Genomic DNA, 21313 nt, shown 5'->3' on the forward strand with positions numbered 1-21313 from the left:
CCCCCGACAGCGGGGGCGCCGATCCCCCCGGCGCCCCCGCTGCTCCTTGCGCGGGCTCGGGCGCGGTTTGACGCGCCAATTTACATCGTTGTAGAGTCGCGGGACCTTGGCGACATCCCTCGCCTAGCGAACTGTCCGACGACGCACAGGAGCCTTCCGTGACCCGCACCCGCGCCGCCGCTGCGGCCGCCACCCTCGCCGCCGCCACCCTCTCGCTCAGCGCCTGCGGCGCATCGTCCGAGGGCGGCCTCCCCGACCTCGCGGCGCCCACCTTCACCGACGTGACCGTCCATGACCCGTCCGTGGTGACCTCGGACGACCAGATCTGGGTGTTCGGCTCCCACGCCGCTTCGGCCTACACGACCGACCTCATGAGCTGGACGCAGAACTCCATGAGCGTCGGCGACGCCGATGCCGCGGGCCTGTTCGACGACATCCGCACCGAGCTGGCCGAGACCTTCGAGTGGGCGCAGTCCGAGACGCTGTGGGCCGCGGACGTCGTCGAGCTGCCGGACGGCCGCTACGCGATGTACTACAACGCCTGCGAGGGCAGCTCGGCACGCTCCGCGCTGGGCGTCGCCATCGCCGACGAGGTCGACGGCCCGTACGTCAACCAGGAGATCCTCCTCAAGTCCGGGATGTGGGACGAGGAGTCCGAGAACCCCGGCGAGATCTACGACGCCACCCTCCACCCCAACACCGTCGACCCGGACGCGTTCTACGACGAGGACGGGAACCTCTGGATGGTCTACGGCTCGTACTCGGGCGGCATCTTCATCCTCGAGATGGACGAGGAGACCGGCCTGCCCCTCGAGGGCCAGGGCTACGGCACGCACCTGGTCGGCGGCAACCACTCGCGCATCGAGGCGCCGAACATCCGCTTCGACGAGGAGACGGGCTACTACTACCTGTTCCTCTCGTTCGGCGGCCTGGACGCCTCGGGCGGCTACGAGCTGCGCGTCGCGCGCTCCGAGAGCCCCGACGGCCCGTACGTCGATGCCGAGGGCAACGACATGTCGACCGTCGCGGGCGCTCCCGGGACCGTGTTCGACGACGCGTCGATCGAGCCGTACGGCGTCAAGGTGATCGGCGGCTACGAGTGGGCGGACGGCCCTGGCATGGGCGGCGATGCCGGCTACGTCTCCCCCGGCCACAACACCTGGTACGACGACCCGGACACCGGCGAGACGTTCCTCATCTTCCACTCGCGCTTCATCGGCACCGAGGAGATGCACAACGTCCGCGTGCACCAGCTGTACATGAACGCCGACGGCTGGCCCGTGCTGTCGCCCGAGCGCTACGCGGGCGAGAGCCTCGTCGCGGCCAGCGAGGACGATGCGGCGGGCACCTACCAGGTGGTGACCTTCGACAAGGTGATCTCGCCGCTGGTCCCCACCTCCGTCGAGGTGACGCTCGCCGAGGACGGGACCGTCGCGGGCGCGCTCGAGGGCACGTGGGAGCTGTCCGGCGACCAGGACCTCACGCTCACCGCCGGCGACGCGACCTACACGGGCGTGCTCGCGCCCGTGTGGAACCCGACCGCCGAGGCGTGGACGTGGGGCCTCACCGTGACCTCCGGGCAGGGCGTGCCCCTGTGGGGCCGCCAGGACGTCGACGCGGCCTGACGGACGCGGCACAGGGGCCGGGCACGCACCGTGCCCGGCCCCTGGCATGTCCGGGGTGCTATCCCCTGTCGGTGAGGCGCGACACCGTGATCCGATCGATGATCGGCGAGGTGTCGGCCCGGAGAGGGATGCCCGGCCAGTTGTCCTCGGCGTAGGTCGTTCCGTCGAAGTTGGGCTGCTCCTCCGAGCCGAAGGCGATGGTGTTCTCCCCCGCGACGAGGTCGAGCACCAGCGTCCGCTCCCAGAAGCTGTTCTCGTGGAACGTCGGCACGAACAGCACCGACTCCGGCTCGCCCCCGTTCACCGAGATGAGCGCGCGGCGCGCCATCGGGTTGGGGTTGTAGTGCGTCGCCGGCACCTGCTCCGGGTTGGAGAAGCGCACCACCACCGCGTGCGGTCCCGCCTCGGCGGCGTCGACGGAGAAGGTCAACGTGCTGACGTTCCCCGGCGCCCCGCCGATGCCATCGACGGCCTGACCGCCCTCGGCCAGCGAGAGATCCACCACATGGGCTTCGCCCTCGAGGGTCGCGTCCTCGGCCTGGTACGCGACCGCGCCGAGACGCCCCTTCGAGGCGCCCACGAGCAGGCGGTCGACCGTCGCCGGCCCCGTGACGACGACCTTGTTGACACCGCCCATGAGGTGGACGGCAGCCGAGGTCGAGGCCCGCAGATCCATGACCTGCTCGCCGTTGACCGCCACGGAGCCCTTCGCGACGCCGCTCGTGTCGAGCGACAGCGAGTGCTCGCCGTCGACGTCGCCGTAGACCCAGAAGGTCGCGGTCTCGCCGAGCTTCAGCTGCACGGCGCCGGACCCGGAGACCCCGCCCCGGTACTTCGGCGTCACGGACGTGTCCGCGAGCTCGGCCTCGTAGGCGTCCACCGCATCGTCGCCCGCCGCGCGGGTGAGCGTGATGCGGTCGACGATGGCGTCGCCCTGGGTCGCACCCGTGCCGTCGAGGCTCCGCGCGGACAGCGTGAGCGTGTGCTCGCCCGCGGTGAGATCGACCGTGGTGTCGGCGTGGTCCCACACCACCCACTTGTAGCCGAGCGTGAGGAACAGCTCCTGCTCGTCGGCGCCGTCGACCGTGAGGAACACGTTGGTGGGTCCCTGCTCCGCGACCAGCCCGTAGGTGTTGAGGCTGTTGGCGAAGACCGAGAGGTCGTACGCCCCGTCGTCGGGCACGTCGACGGTGAAGTCGAGCGCGACGTCGGAGCCGGTCCGCAGGCCGCCGACGTTGTACGCCCCCGACGTGTAGAACAGGTCGACGCGCGCAGGCGTGCCCTCGGGGCCGTTGACGCTGTAGCCGGAGCCCGTGTGCGCGGCGTCCTCGGCCTCGTACGAGGCCGACCATGCCGGCGACGCGGAGCCCGCGGCCGCGGAACCCTGAGGCGTCACGACGATCTCGTATGCCGAGGACTCCTTCAGCGCGGGCAGCGCACCCTCGCCGAACTCGAACGAGGCCTTGCCGTCGACCACGGGCAGCACCATCTCGGCGAGCGTCTCGGGCTGCGCCGAGTCGCCGATCTGACCGGTCCACGCGATCTCACGGACCCAGACGCGCACCTTGCCCGTGAAGCTCGCGGGCAGGCCGACCAGGTCCACCGGAGCGGCGCCGGCGGCCCCGCCGATGATCGCCCGCACCTGCTTCCTGCCGGTGTCGAGCGCGGCGACGCCCTGGAGCGTGTAGTTGTCGCCCGGCCATGGCGGGGTGACCTCGAGGGTCTGCCCCGTCATCTGTGCGTACTCGTGGTACAGCCACCACTGCCCGTTGCCGCGGTTGGACTGCACCGCGGAGTCGGAGAGGTTGCCGTCGATGTTCCAGAACGCGATCTGCGCGTCGACCTTGGAGTCCTCGATCGCGGAGATCCACTGGATCATCTGGCCGGGAACCGACGTGTGGTAGTTGAACGCGTACTCGTTGATGTTGATCGGCAGCTCGGTGCCCTCGTACGAGGTGCCCGCGAATGCGGCCGCCTCCCAGCCCCGGAACCTCTCCACCGAGTCGCGGATCGCCTGCGGGTGCGACAGCTCGTGCCACGTGATGATGTCCGGGACGGTGTCCTCCTCGACCACGTGGGCGAGGTATCCCTGCATCTGCCCGAACAGCACCGAGGTTCCCGGTCCCGCGACCCGGAGGTCGGGGAACGCGGCCTTGATGGTGCGGTAGGACTCGTCCCAGGCGGCGAAGTAGTCCGTCGGGTCGCTGAGCCACGACGTGCCGTCGAGGCTCCACTGCCCGGTGCCGAACATGTTCCCCTCGGGCTCGTTGAACGGCTCGATCACCAGGTGGGCGCGCTGGTCCGCGGGGATCTGCGCGATCATCTCGAGCTGGTCCGCCAGGACCCCGCGGTAGGACTCGAGCTTCTCCTCGGGAGTGTCGCCCGGCCACTCGTAGGGGAACCCGCGATACCAGTCGGTGATGCGCAGGTAGACGTCGCCGCCGGTGGTCTCCGCCAAGGTCGGGAGGACCTCGAGCGCATCTGCTCCGGGTTGCTGCGCGCCGTCCTGCGCCTTGGTCGAGACGGTGCGGATGCCCATGCCCTCGATGAGGTTCTCCGTGGGCATGCCGTCCCCGTAGAGGCCGTAGAGCACGCCCGCGGCGCCGCCCATGAAGTCGCCCGTGGTCGTTCCCGCGTCGATGGCGATCTGGCCGCGGTGCACGGTGACCTCCGCGGTGACGGGGTAGCCGCCCGCGTCTCCCGACACGGTGAAGGTGCCCTCGGCCGTGTACGCGGCCTCGGGGACCTCGTCCCACGTGATCGGGACGTCGCGGTCGTAGCCGTCGGAGAAGGACGCCGATGCGGCGGCCGGGAGCGCGGGGGCCCCGCCCACGAGCGTGCGGACGGAGAACGCGTCCTCCGCGAGCGCCTCCAGCGTCGGGATGCCGCGGGTGACCAGCGACGCGACCTCCTCGGGCGTGAGCGCCGCGCGGTAGACGCGGAACTCGTCGATCGCGCCGTCGAAGGCAGGATCGGGGTAGAACGATCCTCCGATGCGACCCGCGTTCGCCGCGGTCGCGCTCAACAGCTCTCCCGCGGTGATGTCGGTGGCCACGGACGCGAGCGCGACACCGTCGAGGTACGTGGTCATGACGCCCGCCGTGGTGTCGAGCGTGGTCGTGACCGTCGCCCACTCCCCGGTGCGCAGCGCGCCGACGCCCGTGATCTGGTCCTCGGCGGAGCCCCCACCACCGGTAGTGATGGCGGTGCGCATGTTGCCGTCCGAGTTCGACGGCGTCCAGAACACGTATCGGGTCGTGCTGGTGCCCAGCCCGTAGAGCCACTGCCAGGCCGCACCGCCGTCCCACCGCAGGCGCGACGAGACGGTGAGGTCGGTCGCGCCGTCGAGGATGTCGCGGGGCACGGTCACCGCGCCGCCGGTGAGGTCGAGCGCGTCGCCCTCGACCCCCGCCACGATCCCCGTGGAGCCGACGATGGCGCCGTCGAGGTTGTTGCCCGAGGAGTCGGGCACGATGCCGTCGGTGACGTCGTCCATCGTGTAGAGCAGGTCGGGCGCAGCGAGCGCGCCCGGCTCGAGCGACTCCACCTGGGCCGCGGTGAGCGCGCCGCGGTAGATGCGGAAGTCGTCGACCTCGCCGTCGAAGGTGGGGTCCCACCAGAACACCGAGCCGCCCAGGTAGCCGCCCGTGTCGTTGCCAGGGTCGACCAGGGCGTCGGCCGTGATGGTGGTGCTCGCGCTGCCGACCGCGACGCCGTCGACATACGTGGTCAGGAGGTCCGCAGCGGAGTCGAGCGTGACCGTGACGGTGCTCCACTCGTCCGTCGCGAGGGGCTCTGTCGCGAGCACCTGCGCCTCGGCGGCGTCGCCGCCGACCGTGATCCCCGTGCGCAGCGCCCCGCCGAACGCCTCACCCGTGCGCGGGATCGCATAGAGGTACCTCGAGAACGTGGTCCCGACCCCGAAGAGCCAGCCCCAGTCGTGGGTGCCGTCCCAGCGCACACGCGCCGCGACGGTGAGATCCGCGCTGCCGTCGATCACGCCGCGCGGGAACGTGACGTAGCCGCCGCTGAGGTCGAGCGCCGCGCCGTCGAGGCCCTCCGAGGCCTCGGCCGCGCCGGACAGCGTGCCGTCCCAGCCGTTGCCGGACACGTCGGCGACCACGCCGTCGGCGACGTCGTCCATCGTCCAGTGGAGGTCGGGAGCCGTCTCGTCGACCGCGGGGGCCGGCTCCGGCTCGGGCTCCGGCGGGACGTACTCGACGCCCACGAGCGCGGCCACCTGCTCGCCGTCGAGCGCGGTGCGGAACAGCTGGAAGTCGTCGACCGCGCCCTTGAAGGTCGGGTCGTTGTAGAACGAGCCGCCGATCGAGCCGGACGATGCGGCGGCCGCGTCGACGAGCACACCCGCGGTGATCTCGGTCGACGCGGAGGCGACGGTCACGCCGTCGAGGTACGTGGTGAGGCGGTCCGCCTCGGCGTCGAGGACCACGGTGACGGTGCTCCACTCCCCCGTGGCCATCGCCGCAGGGAAGTCGACGATCGCCTCGACCCCGGGCCCGCCGACGGTGACGGCGCTGCGCATCACCTGCGTGGTGCCGGCACGGGGCGTGGTGAACAGATAGCGCGTGGTGTCCGTGCCGAGGCCGAACAGCCACTGCCAGTCTCCGGGCTCGTCCCAGCGCGCGCGGACCGACACCGTGAGGTCCGTCGCGCCCGCGAGGGGGCCTCCGGGGATCGTCACGGTGCCGCCGGTGAGCGCGAGCGCCGCACCGTCGTCGGCTCCATCGGTGACGCCGGTCGAGCCGACGATCACGCCGTCCCAGCCGTTCACCGACGAGTCCGGGACCGTCCCTCCCGCGACATCGTCCATCGTGTAGTGCAGGTCGGGGGCCGGTACGTCGACCGCCGCCGCCGGCGTGGCCGTCGCGACGCCGGCCGCTCCCAGCGCCAGCGCCGACGCCACCGCCGTCCATCGTGCCCATGACGGGCCTTGCCTGGTGAGCTCTCGCATCATCGAGCACCTCTCTGTGACTCTTCGGGGATGCCGACGGCTGAGGGACGCCGGCCTCACGCGCCCGCCAGCGAGAAGCGGACGCGAGGTCTATCGGGGCGGGGCGACCTCCCAGACGGCAGGCAGCATCACGCGCATCTGCGACGGCGCGCGTTCACCCCAGCGGTGGTAGGGCACCAACGGGAGATCGAAGCCGACCTCGGACGCCGGGTCCGTCGGCCGTCGCGACGCGAACGGGGGCGTCGCAGGGGCCGCCGCGGGCTCGCGACGGCGCGTGGCGGCGATGACGGCCCCGTCGCCCGCCGCGCGGGGCGCGCCGGTCGCGTCGACGCGCACGTCCTCGATCCCGACGCCCTCGGGAAGGTCGGTCGACTCGAGGCACAGCACGAGCGGGCCCCTCTCGACCGCGACGGTGCCGCGCATCGCATCGATGCGGGGGTCGGGCCAGACGATGCGCGGGTCCAGGTCGAGGTCGAGCACCACGACGTCCCCGGCCGTCCAGGTGCGCCGCGCCTCCCACCAGCCCGGCGCCACCTCGGTACGGGTGCCCGTCGCGTCGGTCACGGTCGCGTGCCGCGCCCAGGCCGGGACGCGCAGCCGCAACGCCACGGGCTCCTGCGGCGCCTCGACCACCGCGACGTCGACGCGACCGTCGTCCGGGTAGCGCGTCGCCACCTCGAGCCGCATCCGTCCCGACGACAGCGCGACGTCCACGGAGCCGGGCGAGTACAGCAGCAGGGTCAGGGCGTCGTCCTCGACCATCGCGGCGTAGGTGTGCAGCGCCGCGAAGGTGCGTGCCACGTTCGTCGGGCAGCACGACACGTCGAACCACGGCGCACGGACACCGCCCTCGGCACGGTGGTTCACCCCGTCGCCGGCGTACTCGGCACCTGCGACCCTGACGTGCAGCGGGTTCGCATAGAAGAAGCGCGTGCCGCCCTGATCCGCAGCCGCGGCCACGACGTTGTAGAGCGTCCTCTCGATGAGGTCGGCGTACCGGACCTCCCCCGACGCGAGCAGGAGCCGCCACGACAGCATCACGGACCCGACGCCCGCGCAGGTCTCGCAGTAGGCGCGGTCGGGCGGCAGCTCCCAGTCCTCGCCGAAACCCTCGTCCTGATGCCGCGACCCCATGCCGCCTGTGATGTATGTGCGCCGCTCGACGGTGGTGGCCCACTGGCCCTCGAGCGCCGCGAGGAGCTCGCGGTCGCCGGTTTCGACCGCGACGTCGACGGCGCCCGCCGCGAGGTAGAGCGCACGCACCGCGTGGCCGCGGAGCACCGTGCCCTCGCGCACGGGCACGTCGTCCTGGAAGTACTCGTCCGAGAGCAGAGGACGGACCGGCAGGGTTCCCCGTCCGCGGCGCTCGACGAACACGCGCGCCTGGTCGAGGTAGCGCCGCTCCCCCATCGCACGGCCCAGCTCCGCGAGGCCGAGCTCGATCTCGGGATGGCCGCACAGGCCCTCGCGCGCGCCGGGCGCGAACTCGCGGCACACATGCTCGGCGGCTCGGCGCGCGGCCGCCACGAGGGCATCCTCGCCGGAGGTCCGCAGGCGGGCGACCGCGGCCTGCATGAGGTGGCCCATGTTGTAGAGCTCGTGGCCCATCGACAGGTCGGAGTACCGCGGCGGCAGGCCCGGATGCCCGAATGCCGTCCCCAGGTAGCCGTCCTCGTCCTGCGCGGCGACGACGCGCGCGACCAGGGCGCCGTACGCGGCGGCGAGCCGCGCATCGTCCCTGCGTCCCAGCTCCCAGGCGATGCCCTCGAGCAGCTTGTAGACCTCCGAGTCCGCGAACTCCCAGCCCGCGCGCTCATCGGTGACGTCGCCGCGCGCGACCCTGTCGAAGTTCTCGAGCCAGCCCAGGCGCTCCATCCAGTCGGCACAGTGCGCGAACGTCGCGGCGGCGTTCACCGCCTGACGCCTGCCCCAGAAGCCGTCCGGGCCCCAGACGACCTCCCGAAGCCCGGCTCCCCTGCGCGAGACGGCGCTCGGCCGGACGGGTGCGGCTGCGCCGCCGTCGCTCCTCTGGTCCACGTGTCAGTCCTTCACCGCTCCGGCGGTGACCCCCGCGGCGACGTACCGTTGGGCGAACACCAGGAGGAACGCGGCCGGGACGGACGCGACCACCGCGGTCGCCATGATCGCGTTCCAGTCCTGGGTGTTGTTGCCCAGGTAGCGGAAGATGCCGATCGTCACCGGTTGGAGGTCGCCTCCACGGTTGAGCGACGAGGCGAACAGGAAGTCGGACCAGGACCAGAGGAAGGCGAAGAGCGCCACCGTGACCACCGAGTTGCGCGAGACAGGGATCACCACGGACCTGAACGTCCGCCACGCGTTCGCGCCGTCGATCCGCGCGGCCTGGATCAGCTCGTTCGGGATCCCCATCATGAACGCCGTGAAGATCAGCACACCGAACGGCACGGCCAGGGTCGAGTCGGCGATGATGAGGCCCGGGATCGTGTCCAGCAGACCCCATTCGTTGAAGACCAGGTAGAACCCCATCGCCATGATGATCCCGGGGATCATCTGCGCGACCAGGAGGACGAAGTTCAGGGTGCTCCCGCCCCTCGGGAACAGCTTCGCGAGAGCGAACCCTGCCGGCGCGGCCACCACGAGCGTGAGGGCCACGGTGCCCAGACCGATGATGAGGCTCGTCCCCAGGTAGGGCAGCTGCTCGTGGATGACCTTGTCGTAGCCGGCGAAGGTCGCGTCGATCGGGACCAGGTTGGGCGGGTCCTTGCGCAGCAGATGAGGCGGCGTGAGGGAGACGTTGATCATCCAGTAGAGCGGGAACAGCATGATGGCCGTGAGGATCAGCGCGATCACGGTGGTGACGGCGCGGCGTGACCGGGTCATGAGCGGAGCGCCTTCCTCTGGGCACGGATGTAGAACAGCCCGAACACGAACGCGATGAGGATGAGCACGTTCGCCACGGCTGCCGCGAGGCTGAGCTCGGGCGATCCCCCTCCGAAGCCGAGGCGGTACGACCAGATCGCGAGCGTGGTCGACGAGTCGCCCGGCCCGCCGCGCGTCATGACCCAGATGATGTCGAACACCTTGAGCGTGTAGACCAGGCCCAGCAGCAGCGTGATGGCGCTGACCGGGCGAAGCAGCGGGAACGTGATGTGCCAGAAGATCGACCAGCGGCCGGCACCGTCGAGCGCGGCCGCCTCGTAGACCTCTCCCGGGATCGCCTGCAGGCCCGCGTACAGCAGCACCAGGTTGAACGGGATCCCGATCCAGATGTTGGTGATGATGACCGACACGAGCGACCAGTCCGGCGAGGTGAGCCAGAAGACAGGGTCGAGGCCGAGCGTCTGCAGGAAGGAGTTGACGACGCCCGAGTCGGAGTTGAGCATCCAGGCCCAGACCGACGAGGACACGAGCAGCGGCAGGAGCCAGGGCACCAGGAAGAGCGCGCGCAGCGTCGCCGCAAGCGGGAACCGCCGGAAGAAGAAGACCGCGAGCGCGAGCCCGATGGAGTACTGGAACACCAGCGAGAGCCCGGTGAACAGGACGGTGTTCCACAGCGCGGTCGGGAAGGTGGGATCGGTGAAGATCTCGCGGTAGTTATCGAGCCCCACGAACTCGGCGCCGCCCGTGATGAACGAGCGCAGCGTGTAGTCGCGCAGGCTGAGGTCGACGTTGCGCCACAGCGGCAGCGCGTAGAACAGGACGAGGTACAGCGTGACGGGGGTGAGGAACAGCCACGCCACGAGCTGCTGCCGCCGCGCGGCGCGGCGCCGCTCGCCCGGCGAGGGGACGGCCGGAGCCGCCCCCTCGCCGTCGCGAGGACGGTCAGCTGACGCGGGGGTTCGTGTCGCCGACATGGTCATCGAGGACCTCCACTAGGGGGATGTGCGAGACGAGGCCGTGGCTCACGGCTCAGCCCAGCTTGGACGCGGCCTCCAACTGCGCGGTCGCGAGCGCGTCCTCAGGCGACGAGCCGCCGCTCAGCGCGACCTGGATCGCGGTGTAGAGCTGCTCCGAGATGATCGGGTACTTGATGCCCAGGTTGTCGGCGGTGCGGGGCTTCGCGTCCGCCACCGCCTGGACCCAGAACTCGTTGGCGCCGGCGGTGTCCGCCGCGGCCTGCGCCGAGGCGCCCTCGGCGGTCGGCGCGACGTAGCCGAGCGCGGTCGCGCCCGAGTCGCCGTTCGCGAGGCACTCGACGATCTGCGCGGACGTGGCGTAGCGCGACTCGTCCTCCTGGATCGGCAGCGTCATGAACTCGCCTCCCGTGGGCGCCGGTGCGGCGCCGCCGTCCATCGCCGGGATCTGGATCACCTCGTAGCCGTTCTCGTCGGCCGCGCCCTGGAACCACGAGCCGTTCTCGGCGAATCCGAAGTCGCCCGTGAGGAACTCGTCCCACGAGGTCCCCTGCGTGTTGGTGAGCACGGACTGCGGCGCGAGGCCGTCCGCGACCCAGTCGGTCCACAGCGTGAGCGCCGCGACCGACTGCTCGGAGTCGAGCGCGGTGAGGTCGGCATCGGCGCCCCAGAACCAGGGCAGGAACTGGAAGGAGCCCTCCTCCGTGCCGACCGCGGAGAACGTGATGCCCTTGTGTCCGGCGTCGACCACCTGCTGGATCGCCGCGGTGAGAGACTCCCAGTCCGTCACGGACGCGATGTCGACACCCGCCTCCTCGAGGACCGTCGGGTTGTAGTACAGGCCCAGCGTGTTCGCGCCGACGGGCACGCCGTACACCTCGCCGTCGATCTCGCCTGCGGTCAGGATGTTCTCCTGGATGCTCGACGTGTCGAGACCGTTCTCCGCGGCCGTGGTGAGCAGGCCGGCATCGGCGAGGGTCGACACCTTCGGGTTGTCGACCATCGCGATGTCGGGCAGGTTCGAGGCCGCGGTGGTGAGGTCCTTCACGGTGTCGCCCGTGTTGCCGGAGTTGCGCTCGATGGTGATGCCGAGCTCGTCGGCGCACGCGTCGATCGCCTGCGCCCAGGTGCTCTGGTCGTCGCGGTCCGGGTACGGGTCCCACAGCGTGAAGGTGCCGCCTGCTGCCGGGGCGTCCGTGCCCGCGCCCGTCGGGGCGTCCGACGAGCCGGGGGCGGTGTCGGACGAGCAGCCGGCGAGCGCGCCCGCTGCGATCGCCGCGGTCGCGAACGCGACGGCGGCCTTGGTGCTGGTGTTGCTCATCGTTCCTCCTTGAACGTGAACCCGGGGACGGGTCGGTGGGGTCAGCCCCGCGAGGCTGGGGGTGGTGCGATGGATCCGCGGTCGTGGATGGTGGGCGGGATCAGCTCGACAAGATGAGGAGCCGCTCCCGCGGGATCGCCCTCGATTCGAGCGACGAGCTGCTCCACAGCCCGCCGCCCCAGCTCGTCCGCGGCGCTGTCGACCGCCGAGAACGGAAGCGAGAAGGTCCGTGCGAAGTCGTCCGAGTAGCGGCCGAGCACGGAGATGTCGGCGGGGCTCGACAGGCCCCTGGCGGCGAGCACCGACGGCAGCGCAGCCGCCGCGGCCTCGTTGTTCAGCAGCAGCCCCGTCGCGCCGGGATGGGTGTCGAGGTACCGGTTCAGGTCCTCGCCGATCGCGGGCTGGCTCGAGGCGCCGAAGTACCGATGCAGCTCGATGCCGCGTTCGTCTGCGCGCGCCTGCGCGCCGTCCGCCAGACGCCACACGTAGGCGCCTCCACGCGCGACCACATGCTCCGGCTGGGACACGAGGATGAGCTCGCGATGGCCGGCGTCCGCCATCGCGTCGACCATGATCCGCCCGCTCGCGACGAAGTCGAGGTCGAAGACGTCGATGCCGTCGCACTGCTCGGGCAGCCCGACGGTCGCGCCCGGCTGAAGCGCCTCGCGCAGGAAGCCGAGCCTGTCGTCGTGCTCCGCGACGTTGAGCAGCACGAAGCCGTCGACCATCCGGGACGTCGAGAGGCGCTTGAGCGCGTTGACCCCGTCCTCCTCCGAGACCAGGAGCGTGTCGTAGCCGAGCTCGCCGGCACGATTGGTGACGCCGAGGATGTACTGCAGCATCGCGGGTGCGAACTCGTCCGACAGGAACCGCCCGAGCAGTCCGATCACCTTCGTCTGCGAGGTCGCGAGCGCGCGCGCCCCGGCGTTCGGCGTGTACCCGAGCTCGTCGACCGCGTCGAGGACGCGCTGGACCACCGCGGGCGAGATGGTCCGCTTGCCGCTGAGCGCGTAGGACGCGGTCGAGCGGGACACCCCCGCCACCCTCGCGACGTCACCGATGGTCACCATCGACGCTGACTCCTTCGTCGTTGAACGAGTGCTGCACACCTGTATCGAACCGGTTCGACTCGACGCGACCGACGATATAGCGAACCGGTTCGACAGCGCAATGGCGGATTCTCCCCGTGACCGAATCGTGATGTTCGTCCCGGTCGCGCCGATGCGACCGTCGACGCCGCCTAGGGTGAGGGGCGTGACCTCCCCCGCCCCCGCATCGTCCCGCCGCGCGATCTTCCTCGACGTCGACGGCACCTACGCCCACCACGGCGTCGTCCCCGAGGCCCACGCGGACGCGGTGCGCGCGGCGCGCGCCGCGGGCCACCTGGTGCTGCTGTGCACGGGACGCCCGGTGTCGCTCCTTCCCGAGCGCATCACGGCGGCCGGCTTCGACGGCTACGTGGCCGGCGCCGGCGCGTACGCGATCGTGGGCGAGCGGGTGCTGCTCGACACGCGCTTCCCCGCCGCGCTCGCCGCACGGTCCCTCGATGAGCTCGCCGCCGCCGGCGCGCTGTTCCTGCTCGAGGGCCCGCATGCGACCCACGCGCACCCCGCGACCGTCGACGCCATGGCGGCACACCTGCCCCAGCGCGGGGAGCAGGGCGCCGGCCGACGCGACCTCACCGCGGCGATCACGCGCACCGAGGACCTCACCGGCGTCCCGTTCGGCAAGATCACCACGTTCCACGCGGACGTCCCCGTCCACGCGATCGCCGAGGCCATCGGCCCCGAGGTGGCGGTGATCCCGAGCTCGATCCCCGACCTCGGCCCCGGCGCGGGCGAGATCTTCCTCGCCCACGTGCACAAGGCCGTGGGCGTCGCGGCCGTGGTCGAGCACCTGGGCCTCGCCCGCGAGCAGGTGATCGCGTTCGGGGACGGCCTCAACGACGTCGAGATGCTCCAGTACGCCGGCACCGGCGTGGCCATCGAGGGCGGGGACGACGCCGCGCTCGCCGTCGCCGACCGCACCGCCGCCGGGCCCCGCGAGGCCGGGCTCGCGAGGGCGTTCGCGGAGCTCGGGCTCCTCGGCTAGGCCTCAGGCCTCCTCGGCCGCCGTCCTCACGAGCGCGGCAAGTGCCTCGGGCCCCACCCCGAGCGCGTGCGCGCGTGCGGCGAGCGCCGACGCCTCGGCCCGCAGCTCGGTGAGGGCGTCGGCCCGCGCGGAGACCACGGCGCCGCGGCCGCGCCGCATCTCCACCAGGCCCTCGTCACGCAGGAGCTGGTACGCCTTGAGCACCGTGTGGAGGTTGACGTCGAGCGCCTCCGCGACGTCGCGCGCGGACGGCAGCCGCTCCCCCGCGGCGAGCCTGCCGGCGGCCGCCTCGCGACGCACCGAGCCCGCGATCTGGTCGTAGAGCGGGGCGCTCGACTCGGGGTCAATCCTGAGCAGCACGAGCGTCCTCCGCGACGGCGGCGAGCACGGCCGCGGCGGTGCCGGCATCGTCGAGCGTGACCACGAAGCGCCGGCCCGAACGGCGCGTCACCTCGAGCGCCTGCCCCGAGCGCAGCACCACGGCGGTCGCCCCGGGGATGTGGCGGATGCCGTAGCCGCCGTACTGGGAGAGTCCCGACACCTCGATCGCCGCGGCCGAGGCCACGTCCTCGACCGGCACCCGCATCCGGACCAGGCGCGCAGCGGAGCGCACGGTGAGCCCGGAGGAGTCCACGCGCACGTGGAAGACGGTGAACGATGCGGCCGCGAACGCGAGCACCAGGGCGAGGATCGAGACGACGATCGCCACCGCGGCGTCGCCGACCACCCAGTTCGCGACGGCCGCCAGCGTCGCGACCACCACTCCGGCGACGATCGCGGCGAGCGCGGCGGCACGCATCTCGGAGCGCCCCACCCACACGGCGCGCTCCCCCGGCGCGAGCGCGAGGGGCCGTGCAGGCGCGGCGGGCGCCGCGGTCGCCTCGTGCCGAGGCTGCGCGAACCACCCGACGAGCCCGAGCGCCAGCGCGGCGCCGAGGCCCCAGCCCAGGACCGGCAGGATCGACGGCGCATCGACCGCGTCCGACAGCCCGCGCTGGATCGCAAGCGATCCCACCATGAGGACGCCCATGAGCGTCGCGAGGCCGAGCGCCACGGCCGGCAGGAGACGGAGCACGAAGCCCCGCTCCCCGCGACGGATCGAGCGCAGCACGGAGGATCCGAGCGCGATCGGCAGGACGCCGCCGACCAGGCCCGTCATGACCGGCACGAGCGTGGGCGAGGAGAAGCCGTCGGGACCGCTCGCGCCCCAGTGGGTGGCCGCCGGGTCGGGCACGTCGCCGAGCATCCCGAGCTCCGCGAGCACCGCCGCCACGCAGAGGACCGCGGGCGCGACCACGCCCACCGTCGCCGCCCTGCCGTACGCACCGTCGTTCGCCGCCATCACCGCTCCTCGGTAGTTGTTATAGATTAACTATAACACTTCAGCGGGGCATGCCGCGGAGCCTGCCGCCGCTCAGGAGAGGCGCACCGCCTCCGCCGCCATCTCCGTGATCACCCCGAGGTCCACACCCTCGAGGCTGCGGAACGTGACGGCGGCCGCCCCGACCTTGACCCGCCCCAGGCGATCGGCGTAGCGGTGCGCGAGGTACGCCCCCTCCGCGACCGCGTTGACGTAGAGGCTCACATGGTTCTTCTGCTCGGCGAGCCCGATGAGGAACCACTCCACCGCCTCGCCCCGCGGGCGCGGCTGCACGATGTCGCCGTAGCCGACGATCGCCTGCTCGGTCCCGCCCCAGAACACGCCGCGCCAGAGCGCCCTCGGGATGCCGGGCATCCCGGCCCGGAGCGCGGCATCGACGGCGGTCAGCAGCTCGGCCCGCGGACCGGCCGCCAGGAACGCGTCGACGTCCTCGTCGGTGCGCCGCACGGGGGTGGGATTGGTCATCGCGGGCCTCCTCGGACATCGTGCCACGGCCGCGCATCGTCCCGGGAGACACGAAAGGCCGCCCCGAAGGGCGGCCTTTCGATCAAGTGCTGTCTCAACACTTCGTGGAGCTGAGGGGACTCGAACCCCTGACCCCCTGCATGCCATGCAGGTGCGCTACCAGCTGCGCCACAGCCCCGTCATCCTTGCGGATTCCGTGCTCCTGAGAGCAAGAAAGATATTAGCCCAGATTCTTCGCCAAGTGTTAATCGGCCTCGGGCAGGCTCTCTGCCAGGGACGATGCGGCGGAGTGGCCGTAGCGCGCGAGGGACCAGCGACCGGGCCCGCCCTCGAGGACGTTCCAGTGCGCGTGCGGGAGCTTGCCGAGCACCTGCGAGTGGACGTCGAGACCCAGCAGCGCGAGCGAGCCGAGCATGATCGCGGAGCCGTGGCTCACCACCACGACCAGGCGCGCGCCCTCGCACGCCGCGATCAGGCCCTCCGCCACCCGCTCCGCGACATCGCGGGCCCTGCCCCAGCCCTCGATCTCCGGGTCGAGGCCCCGCATGCGCCGCTCGTAGCCCTCAGGCCAGCGCGCCCGCACCTCGTCCCAGGTGAGCCCCTCCCACGCGCCGTAGGAGCGCTGCGTGAGGCGCGCGTCGGGCATCGCGGGCACCCCCGTGACGGCGGACAGCTCCGCCGCGGTGTCGGCCGCGCGCAGCAGGGGCGAGGACACGATGCGGTCAGGGATCCCGTACTCACGCGCGAGCGCCTGGGCCGCGACCCTGGCATCGGCCCGCCCCTCGTCCCCGAGCGGCACGTCGAGCGAGCCCTGGAGGCGACCCTCGGCGTTGAAGCCGGTCCGGCCGTGACGCATCAGCACGAGGACGGTCATAGCGTCCTCCCCGGCGCGGGCGCTCCCACGTTGTGAGCCTCGAGCGACCACCCGCCGCCGGCGGCCGGGACCAGCCGCGACCACGCGGCGTTGTGGAGGCTGCCGAGCGTCCGTCCCTCGAAGGGCAGGCCGAGCAGCGCGAGGAGCAGCATGCGTCCCGAGGAGCCGTGCGCGACGAACACGAGGTCACCCGCCACGCTCGCGGTCCAGTCCTCGACCGCCGCGACCATGCGCACCGCCACCTCCGCGTGGCTCTCGTATCCGTCGAAATCCGGCTCGAAGCCGGCACGCCAGGCCGCGTCCTCATCGGGGTAGCGCTCGGCCCGCTCGTGGCCCAGGAGGCCCTCCCACGGCCCGTAGCGCCGCTCGGCGAGGCGCGCATCCCGATGCAGCGCGACCGGCCGGTCGCCCACGATGATCCGCGCGGTCTCGGCCGCGCGGTCCAGATGGGAGGACACGACCACGGCGTCGTCCGCGAGCTCCGGCCACAGGGACGATGCGGCGGCGTGCGCCTGCGCGCGACCCGTCGAGTTGAGCGGGATGTCGGTGGACCCCTGGAGCCGACCTTCGCGGTTCCAGTCGGTCTGGCCGTGACGGACCAGGAAGAGCCGCGTCACTCCCCCAGCCCGAGGTCGATGACCGGGCAGTCCTTCCAGAGCCGCTCGAGCTCGTAGTACCCGCGCTCTTCGTCGTGCATCACGTGGACGATCACGTCGTTGAAGTCGAGCAGCGCCCAGCGTCCCTCGCGGATGCCCTCGCGCCGCGCCGCCTTCGCCCCGAGCCCGTGCAGCGCCTCCTCGACGGCCTCGGCCACCGCGACCACCTGGCGCTCGTTCGACGCCGATGCGATGACGAACGCGTCCGCGAGCGGCAGGTGCGCCGACACGTCCAGCGCGACGATGTCCTCGGCCTTCTTCGCATCGGCGGCACGCGCGGCGGCACGCACCAGCTCGAGCGCCCTCTCCGTGGCCGTCATCCGGCGTTCCCCGTGAGGTGCCAGACCAGCACGCCGAGCAGGAAGGCCACCGCGCCGATCACCGCGAGGTGCGCCCACGCGAAGTGGTGCGCGCCCTCCTCGGAGTCCTCGGGCATCGGGCGGCGCAGGTACTCGACCGCCGTGGTGTCCGTCTCGCGCGGGGCGTCGCCCACCTGACCGGACGGCGCGGTGCCGGCGGAGGTCGCCGACCCCGCGTAGCCATGCATGATCTTGGTGAAGTCGGGGACCGGGATGTCCTCGGACGGCGCGTAGTCCGCGACCTCGCGCGGCTGAGCCTGCGCGAGCGGGTGCGAGTCCCACACCGTGGGAGCGGATGCGGCGGCCGGGGCCACGGGGCGCAGGCCGGCCGGCACGATCGCCGCTCCCCCGGTCGGGGTCGACAGCGCGGGCTCCGCCTGCGTCGCGACGGGTGCGACCGTCGGCTCGGGCGCCACCGGGGCCGCCACGGTCTCGCCATAGCCGGGCGTGATGTCCTCGTGCGCCGCGTGGGCGTACACCTCGGCCGGGTCGAGCACCTCGGTGGCCTGAGCGTCGGGGCCCTGCGCCGACGGGGCCCAGAACGGGTCGAAGGCGGTGGGCTCCTCGGGCTCCGCGTCCGGCTCGGCCTCGTGATCGGCCTCGGACTCGGCGGGCTCGGGCTCCTCGAGGTGCTCGTGGACCTCCTCGACCGTGCGCGCCTCGTCGGCGGCGTGCACCCGGTGGATCTGCTGCGTCGCGTTGATCCCGGCCATCGCCTGGGCGGTGAGCCTGCGGATCTCCGCGGCGGGGTCCTCCGGGGCCTCCGCGTAGGAGACCTCGTCCTCGGCGTGCTCCTGCTCGAGCGGACCGGCAGGGGCCTCCTCGGCGAAGGACTCGCCCTCGCCCTGCTGGCGCTCCTCGAGGCGCCGCGCCTGGAGCGAGCCGGGCGGGAACAGGTGGCGGTACTCCTCGGGGATCGCGTCGATCGCGCCGCTCGGCAGCGGCTCCTCCGACGGCGCCGGCTGCGCGTGCTCCTCCTCGGCCGGGGCGGGCTGCTGGGCCGCGGCGACCTCCGCCGCGAAGCCCTCCCACGGGGCCGCGAGCTGCACGGGCTCCGCCGGGGCCTCCGGCTCCGGCTCCTCGGCGGGCTCGGGCTCGATGATCGCTTCCGGCTCGGGCTCCGGCTCCTCCGCAACCGCGGGCTCGGGCTCCGGCTCCTCCGCAACCGCGGGCTCGGGCTCGGGCTCGGGCTCGATGATCGCTTCCGGCTCGGCCTCGACGACGGTCTCCGGCTCGATCTCCGGCTCCGGCTCGACCTCGGGCTCGGGCTCCGCGACGCGGCGGCGAGCGATGAGCTCCTGCGCGTCGAGCATCTCGGGCGTCATCGCGGGCAGCTGGCCCGTGGCGATGAGCTCCTCCTCGCGCGTCCAGGTCTCGAGGGGACGCGCGGCGCGCTCGAGCTCACGGCGCTCCTTGCGCGTGAGAGGCGTGCCGTCGGGGTGCGTGTCGGGACCCGCGACCTGGGCGGGGATGGGCGTGGTGGGCTGGTCCGGGGCGGCCTGCCTGGCCTCGGCCTCGCGGCGCTCTCTGCGCGACAAAGGCCTGCCCTGGTCAGTCATCAAGTCCTCCGTAGTAGAGCCCGTTCTCGGCGATGTAGTCGGCCACGGATCGGGGTACAAGGTAGCGGATCGGCAACCCGGCCCTCACCCGGCGACGCACATCGGTAGACGATATCGCCAGGGCGGGAGCCTCCACCAGGATATGCGGCGTGTCGCCCTCAGCCAATGAGTGACCTGGCCGTGTCACGCCCACGAATGTCGCGAGCTCGAGAAGCCTCTCCGGCTCCCTCCACTCCGCCAGCCGGGCGATCGCATCGGCCCCGGTGATGAAGAACAGCTCCGCGTCGGGCCGCTGCTCGCGCAGGTCCGTGAGCGTGTCCACCGTGTAGGTCACGCCGCCGCGCTCGATGTCGACGGGCGACACGGCGAAGCGCTCGTCCTCGCGCGCCGCGAGCTCGCACATCGCGAGCCGATGCGCGGGCGTCTCGGTGTCGTACCCCTGCTTGAAGGGCTGCGAGTGCGCCGGCGTCAGCAGGATCTGATCAAGGCCCAACCGCGCGCACACCTCCGAGGCCGCGGCGAGATGTCCGTGATGGATCGGGTCGAACGTGCCGCCCAGCACGCCCACGCGAGCGAGGGGCGTGCTCACCTCAGTGGCGCGTGCCGACGCTCCGGAACGCGTACGTCACGAACAGCAACCCCATGAGCGCGGTGAACGCGAGCAGACCGATCGCCTCGGCCGGGATGGGCAGCTCGTTGACGACGTGCGACGTGGTCTCGACGGCCTCGGTGATCATGGGGACTCCTCCTGTTGTCTTCCGCGATTATGGCACCGATGCTTGGTGCCGGTCGCGCATCGTGCCGTCAGGGGCGGATGTGGCCCTCGCCGTATGCGACCCAGGTGGTCGTGGTGAGCTCGCCGAGGCCCATCGGGCCGCGCGCGTGGAGCTTCTGGGTCGAGATGCCGATCTCGGCGCCGAGCCCGAACTCGCCGCCGTCGGTGAAGCGTGTCGAGGCGTTGACCATGACCGCCGCGGAGTCGATGTGCGCGACGAAGTGCTGCGCCGCGTCGATGTCGTTGGTGACGATCGCCTCCGTGTGCCCCGTCGAGTAGCGCGCGATGTGCTGGAGCGCCTCGTCCATCGAGTCGACGACCTTGACCGCGATGTCGAGCGACAGGTACTCGGTCGCCCAGTCCTCCTCGGTCGCGGGGACGGTGGGGACGTTCGCGGGCGCGAGGTCAGCCGCCGCATCGTCGGCATGAAGCGTGACGCCGGCGTGGTGGAGCTCCTCGAGGATCACCGGAAGGTTGTCGGCGCAGTCCTTGTGGACCAGCAGCGTCTCCGCGGCGTTGCACACGCCCACGCGATGGGTCTTGGAGTTGAGCACGATCGCGACCGAGCGCTCGAGCGGCGCCGAGGCGTCGAGGTAGACGTGGCAGTTGCCCTCCCCCGTCTCGATCGCCGGCACCGTCGACTCGCGGACCACGGTCTGGATAAGGTCGCGGCCGCCGCGCGGGACGAGCACGTCGACCAGCCCTCGAGCGTTCATCAGCACCTTCGCGCCGGCGCGCCCGTACGCGTCGATCGACTGCACGGCGTCACGCGGAAGGCCCACGGACTCGAGCGCGTCCTGGAGCACCGCGACGATGACCTCGTTGGAGCTCGCCGCCGCCGAGCCGCCGCGCAGCACCGCCGCGTTGCCGGACTTGAGAGAGAGACCCGCGGCGTCGACGGTGACGTTGGGCCGCGCCTCGTAGATCATGCCGACCACGCCCATGGGCACGGCCTTCTGGATCAGGCGGATGCCGTTGGGCAACGTGGATCCGCGCTTGATCTCGCCCACCGGGTCGGGCAGCGTCGCCACGTACCGCAGCGCCTCCGCGATCTTGCCGATGCGGCCCTCGTCGAGCGCGAGGCGGTCGAGCAGGCCCGGGCTCATGTCGTTCGCGCGGCCTCGCTCGAGGTCCTGGGCGTTCGCCTCGACGATGCGCGCCGCCTGGGCGACCAGCGCATCGGCCATCGCGTGAAGGGCGTCGTTCTTGACGGTGGTGGTCGCAGTCGCGAGCGCGCGCGACGCGAGCTTCGCGCGGCGGCAGGCCTCGAGGACGGCGGACTCGATGTCGGTGGGGATCGCGGTCTCGGTCATGTCTGTCGAGTGTAGGAGCCCGGAAGGCGCCTGCCCAGGGCGAGCTGGCACCACGTGCGGACCCACTCCCGGCTCCGCCACACATGACA

At 72.0% G+C, this 21313-nt stretch carries 18 protein-coding genes and 1 tRNA gene; 2 read left to right on the top strand and 17 right to left on the bottom strand.

Annotation, left to right across the window (positions count from 1 at the left end; all coding sequences use genetic code 11):
• Nucleotides 1-158: 158 nt before the first annotated feature.
• Nucleotides 159-1625, top strand: a complete 1467-nt coding sequence (locus tag AOM06_RS06535; protein ID WP_062303946.1) for a glycoside hydrolase family 43 protein — start codon at nt 159-161, stop codon at nt 1623-1625.
• Between the two features lie 58 nt (nt 1626-1683).
• Here AOM06_RS06535 and AOM06_RS06540 read toward each other — a convergent pair whose 3' ends face one another.
• The 6 genes from AOM06_RS06540 to AOM06_RS06565 all read right to left on the bottom strand — a co-directional run bounded on the left by AOM06_RS06540 (nt 1684) and on the right by AOM06_RS06565 (nt 12821).
• The gene (locus AOM06_RS06540) at nt 1684-6597 is read right to left on the bottom strand and encodes a LamG-like jellyroll fold domain-containing protein (RefSeq protein WP_169747729.1); all 4914 of its coding nucleotides are present in this window, start codon (nt 6595-6597) and stop codon (nt 1684-1686) included.
• A gap of 90 nt (nt 6598-6687) precedes the next feature.
• Nucleotides 6688-8634, bottom strand: coding sequence for a glycoside hydrolase family 127 protein (locus tag AOM06_RS06545; RefSeq protein WP_062303947.1), 1947 nt, complete (start codon nt 8632-8634; stop codon nt 6688-6690).
• Nucleotides 8635-8637: 3 nt separating this feature from the next.
• Entirely contained in the window at nt 8638-9456 is an 819-nt protein-coding gene (locus AOM06_RS06550; RefSeq protein WP_062303948.1) for a carbohydrate ABC transporter permease, read from the bottom strand.
• Entirely contained in the window at nt 9453-10436 is a 984-nt protein-coding gene (locus AOM06_RS06555; protein WP_228372879.1) for a carbohydrate ABC transporter permease, read from the bottom strand. Before AOM06_RS06555 ends, AOM06_RS06550 begins: the two co-directional genes overlap by 4 nt.
• Nucleotides 10437-10485: 49 nt before the next feature.
• Entirely contained in the window at nt 10486-11751 is a 1266-nt protein-coding gene (locus AOM06_RS06560; protein WP_062303949.1) for a sugar ABC transporter substrate-binding protein, read from the bottom strand.
• 41 nt (nt 11752-11792) lie between these two features.
• Entirely contained in the window at nt 11793-12821 is a 1029-nt protein-coding gene (locus AOM06_RS06565; RefSeq protein WP_062303950.1) for a LacI family DNA-binding transcriptional regulator, read from the bottom strand.
• A 184-nt stretch (nt 12822-13005) separates the two neighbouring features.
• Here AOM06_RS06565 and AOM06_RS06570 point away from each other — a divergent pair, with 184 nt between their 5' ends.
• Nucleotides 13006-13842: an HAD hydrolase family protein gene (locus AOM06_RS06570; protein WP_228372880.1), complete on the top strand. Its 837-nt coding sequence runs from the start codon at nt 13006-13008 to the stop codon at nt 13840-13842.
• Nucleotides 13843-13845: 3 nt separating this feature from the next.
• On the opposite strand, the gene AOM06_RS06575 is transcribed toward AOM06_RS06570, so the two are convergent.
• The 11 genes from AOM06_RS06575 to AOM06_RS06620 form a co-directional block, all read right to left on the bottom strand.
• Complete coding sequence (locus AOM06_RS06575) at nt 13846-14202, bottom strand: GntR family transcriptional regulator (RefSeq protein WP_062303951.1); 357 nt, start codon at nt 14200-14202, stop codon at nt 13846-13848.
• Nucleotides 14186-15184: an SdpI family protein gene (locus AOM06_RS06580; protein WP_062303952.1), complete on the bottom strand. Its 999-nt coding sequence runs from the start codon at nt 15182-15184 to the stop codon at nt 14186-14188. Before AOM06_RS06580 ends, AOM06_RS06575 begins: the two co-directional genes overlap by 17 nt.
• A gap of 72 nt (nt 15185-15256) precedes the next feature.
• Nucleotides 15257-15688 carry a DUF1801 domain-containing protein gene (locus AOM06_RS06585; protein ID WP_062303953.1) on the bottom strand — a complete coding sequence of 144 codons (432 nt, stop codon included), beginning with the start codon at nt 15686-15688 and terminating at the stop codon, nt 15257-15259.
• A 105-nt stretch (nt 15689-15793) separates the two neighbouring features.
• A tRNA-Ala gene (locus tag AOM06_RS06590) sits at nt 15794-15866 on the bottom strand.
• A gap of 66 nt (nt 15867-15932) precedes the next feature.
• Entirely contained in the window at nt 15933-16562 is a 630-nt protein-coding gene (locus AOM06_RS06595; RefSeq protein WP_062303954.1) for a histidine phosphatase family protein, read from the bottom strand.
• Nucleotides 16559-17179: a histidine phosphatase family protein gene (locus tag AOM06_RS06600; RefSeq protein ID WP_062303955.1), complete on the bottom strand. Its 621-nt coding sequence runs from the start codon at nt 17177-17179 to the stop codon at nt 16559-16561. Before AOM06_RS06600 ends, AOM06_RS06595 begins: the two co-directional genes overlap by 4 nt.
• Nucleotides 17176-17538: a ribosome silencing factor gene (gene rsfS / locus AOM06_RS06605; protein ID WP_062303956.1), complete on the bottom strand. Its 363-nt coding sequence runs from the start codon at nt 17536-17538 to the stop codon at nt 17176-17178. The genes AOM06_RS06600 and rsfS overlap by 4 nt, the downstream gene beginning before the upstream one ends.
• Nucleotides 17535-19136: a hypothetical protein gene (locus AOM06_RS06610; RefSeq protein WP_156163606.1), complete on the bottom strand. Its 1602-nt coding sequence runs from the start codon at nt 19134-19136 to the stop codon at nt 17535-17537. Before AOM06_RS06610 ends, rsfS begins: the two co-directional genes overlap by 4 nt.
• Nucleotides 19129-19725 (bottom strand): nicotinate-nucleotide adenylyltransferase, encoded by a 597-nt coding sequence (gene nadD, locus AOM06_RS06615; RefSeq protein ID WP_062303958.1) that lies wholly within the window; start codon nt 19723-19725, stop codon nt 19129-19131. The genes AOM06_RS06610 and nadD overlap by 8 nt, the downstream gene beginning before the upstream one ends.
• A 1-nt stretch (nt 19726) precedes the next feature.
• Complete coding sequence (locus tag AOM06_RS14935) at nt 19727-19873, bottom strand: hypothetical protein (RefSeq protein ID WP_169746829.1); 147 nt, start codon at nt 19871-19873, stop codon at nt 19727-19729.
• Nucleotides 19874-19940: 67 nt separating this feature from the next.
• Nucleotides 19941-21224, bottom strand: a complete 1284-nt coding sequence (locus tag AOM06_RS06620; RefSeq protein WP_062303959.1) for a glutamate-5-semialdehyde dehydrogenase — start codon at nt 21222-21224, stop codon at nt 19941-19943.
• Nucleotides 21225-21313 lie beyond the last annotated feature (89 nt).

Origin of the sequence: Demequina subtropica, assembly GCF_000971235.1 — a bacterium.
GTDB lineage: Bacteria > Actinomycetota > Actinomycetes > Actinomycetales > Demequinaceae > Demequina > Demequina subtropica.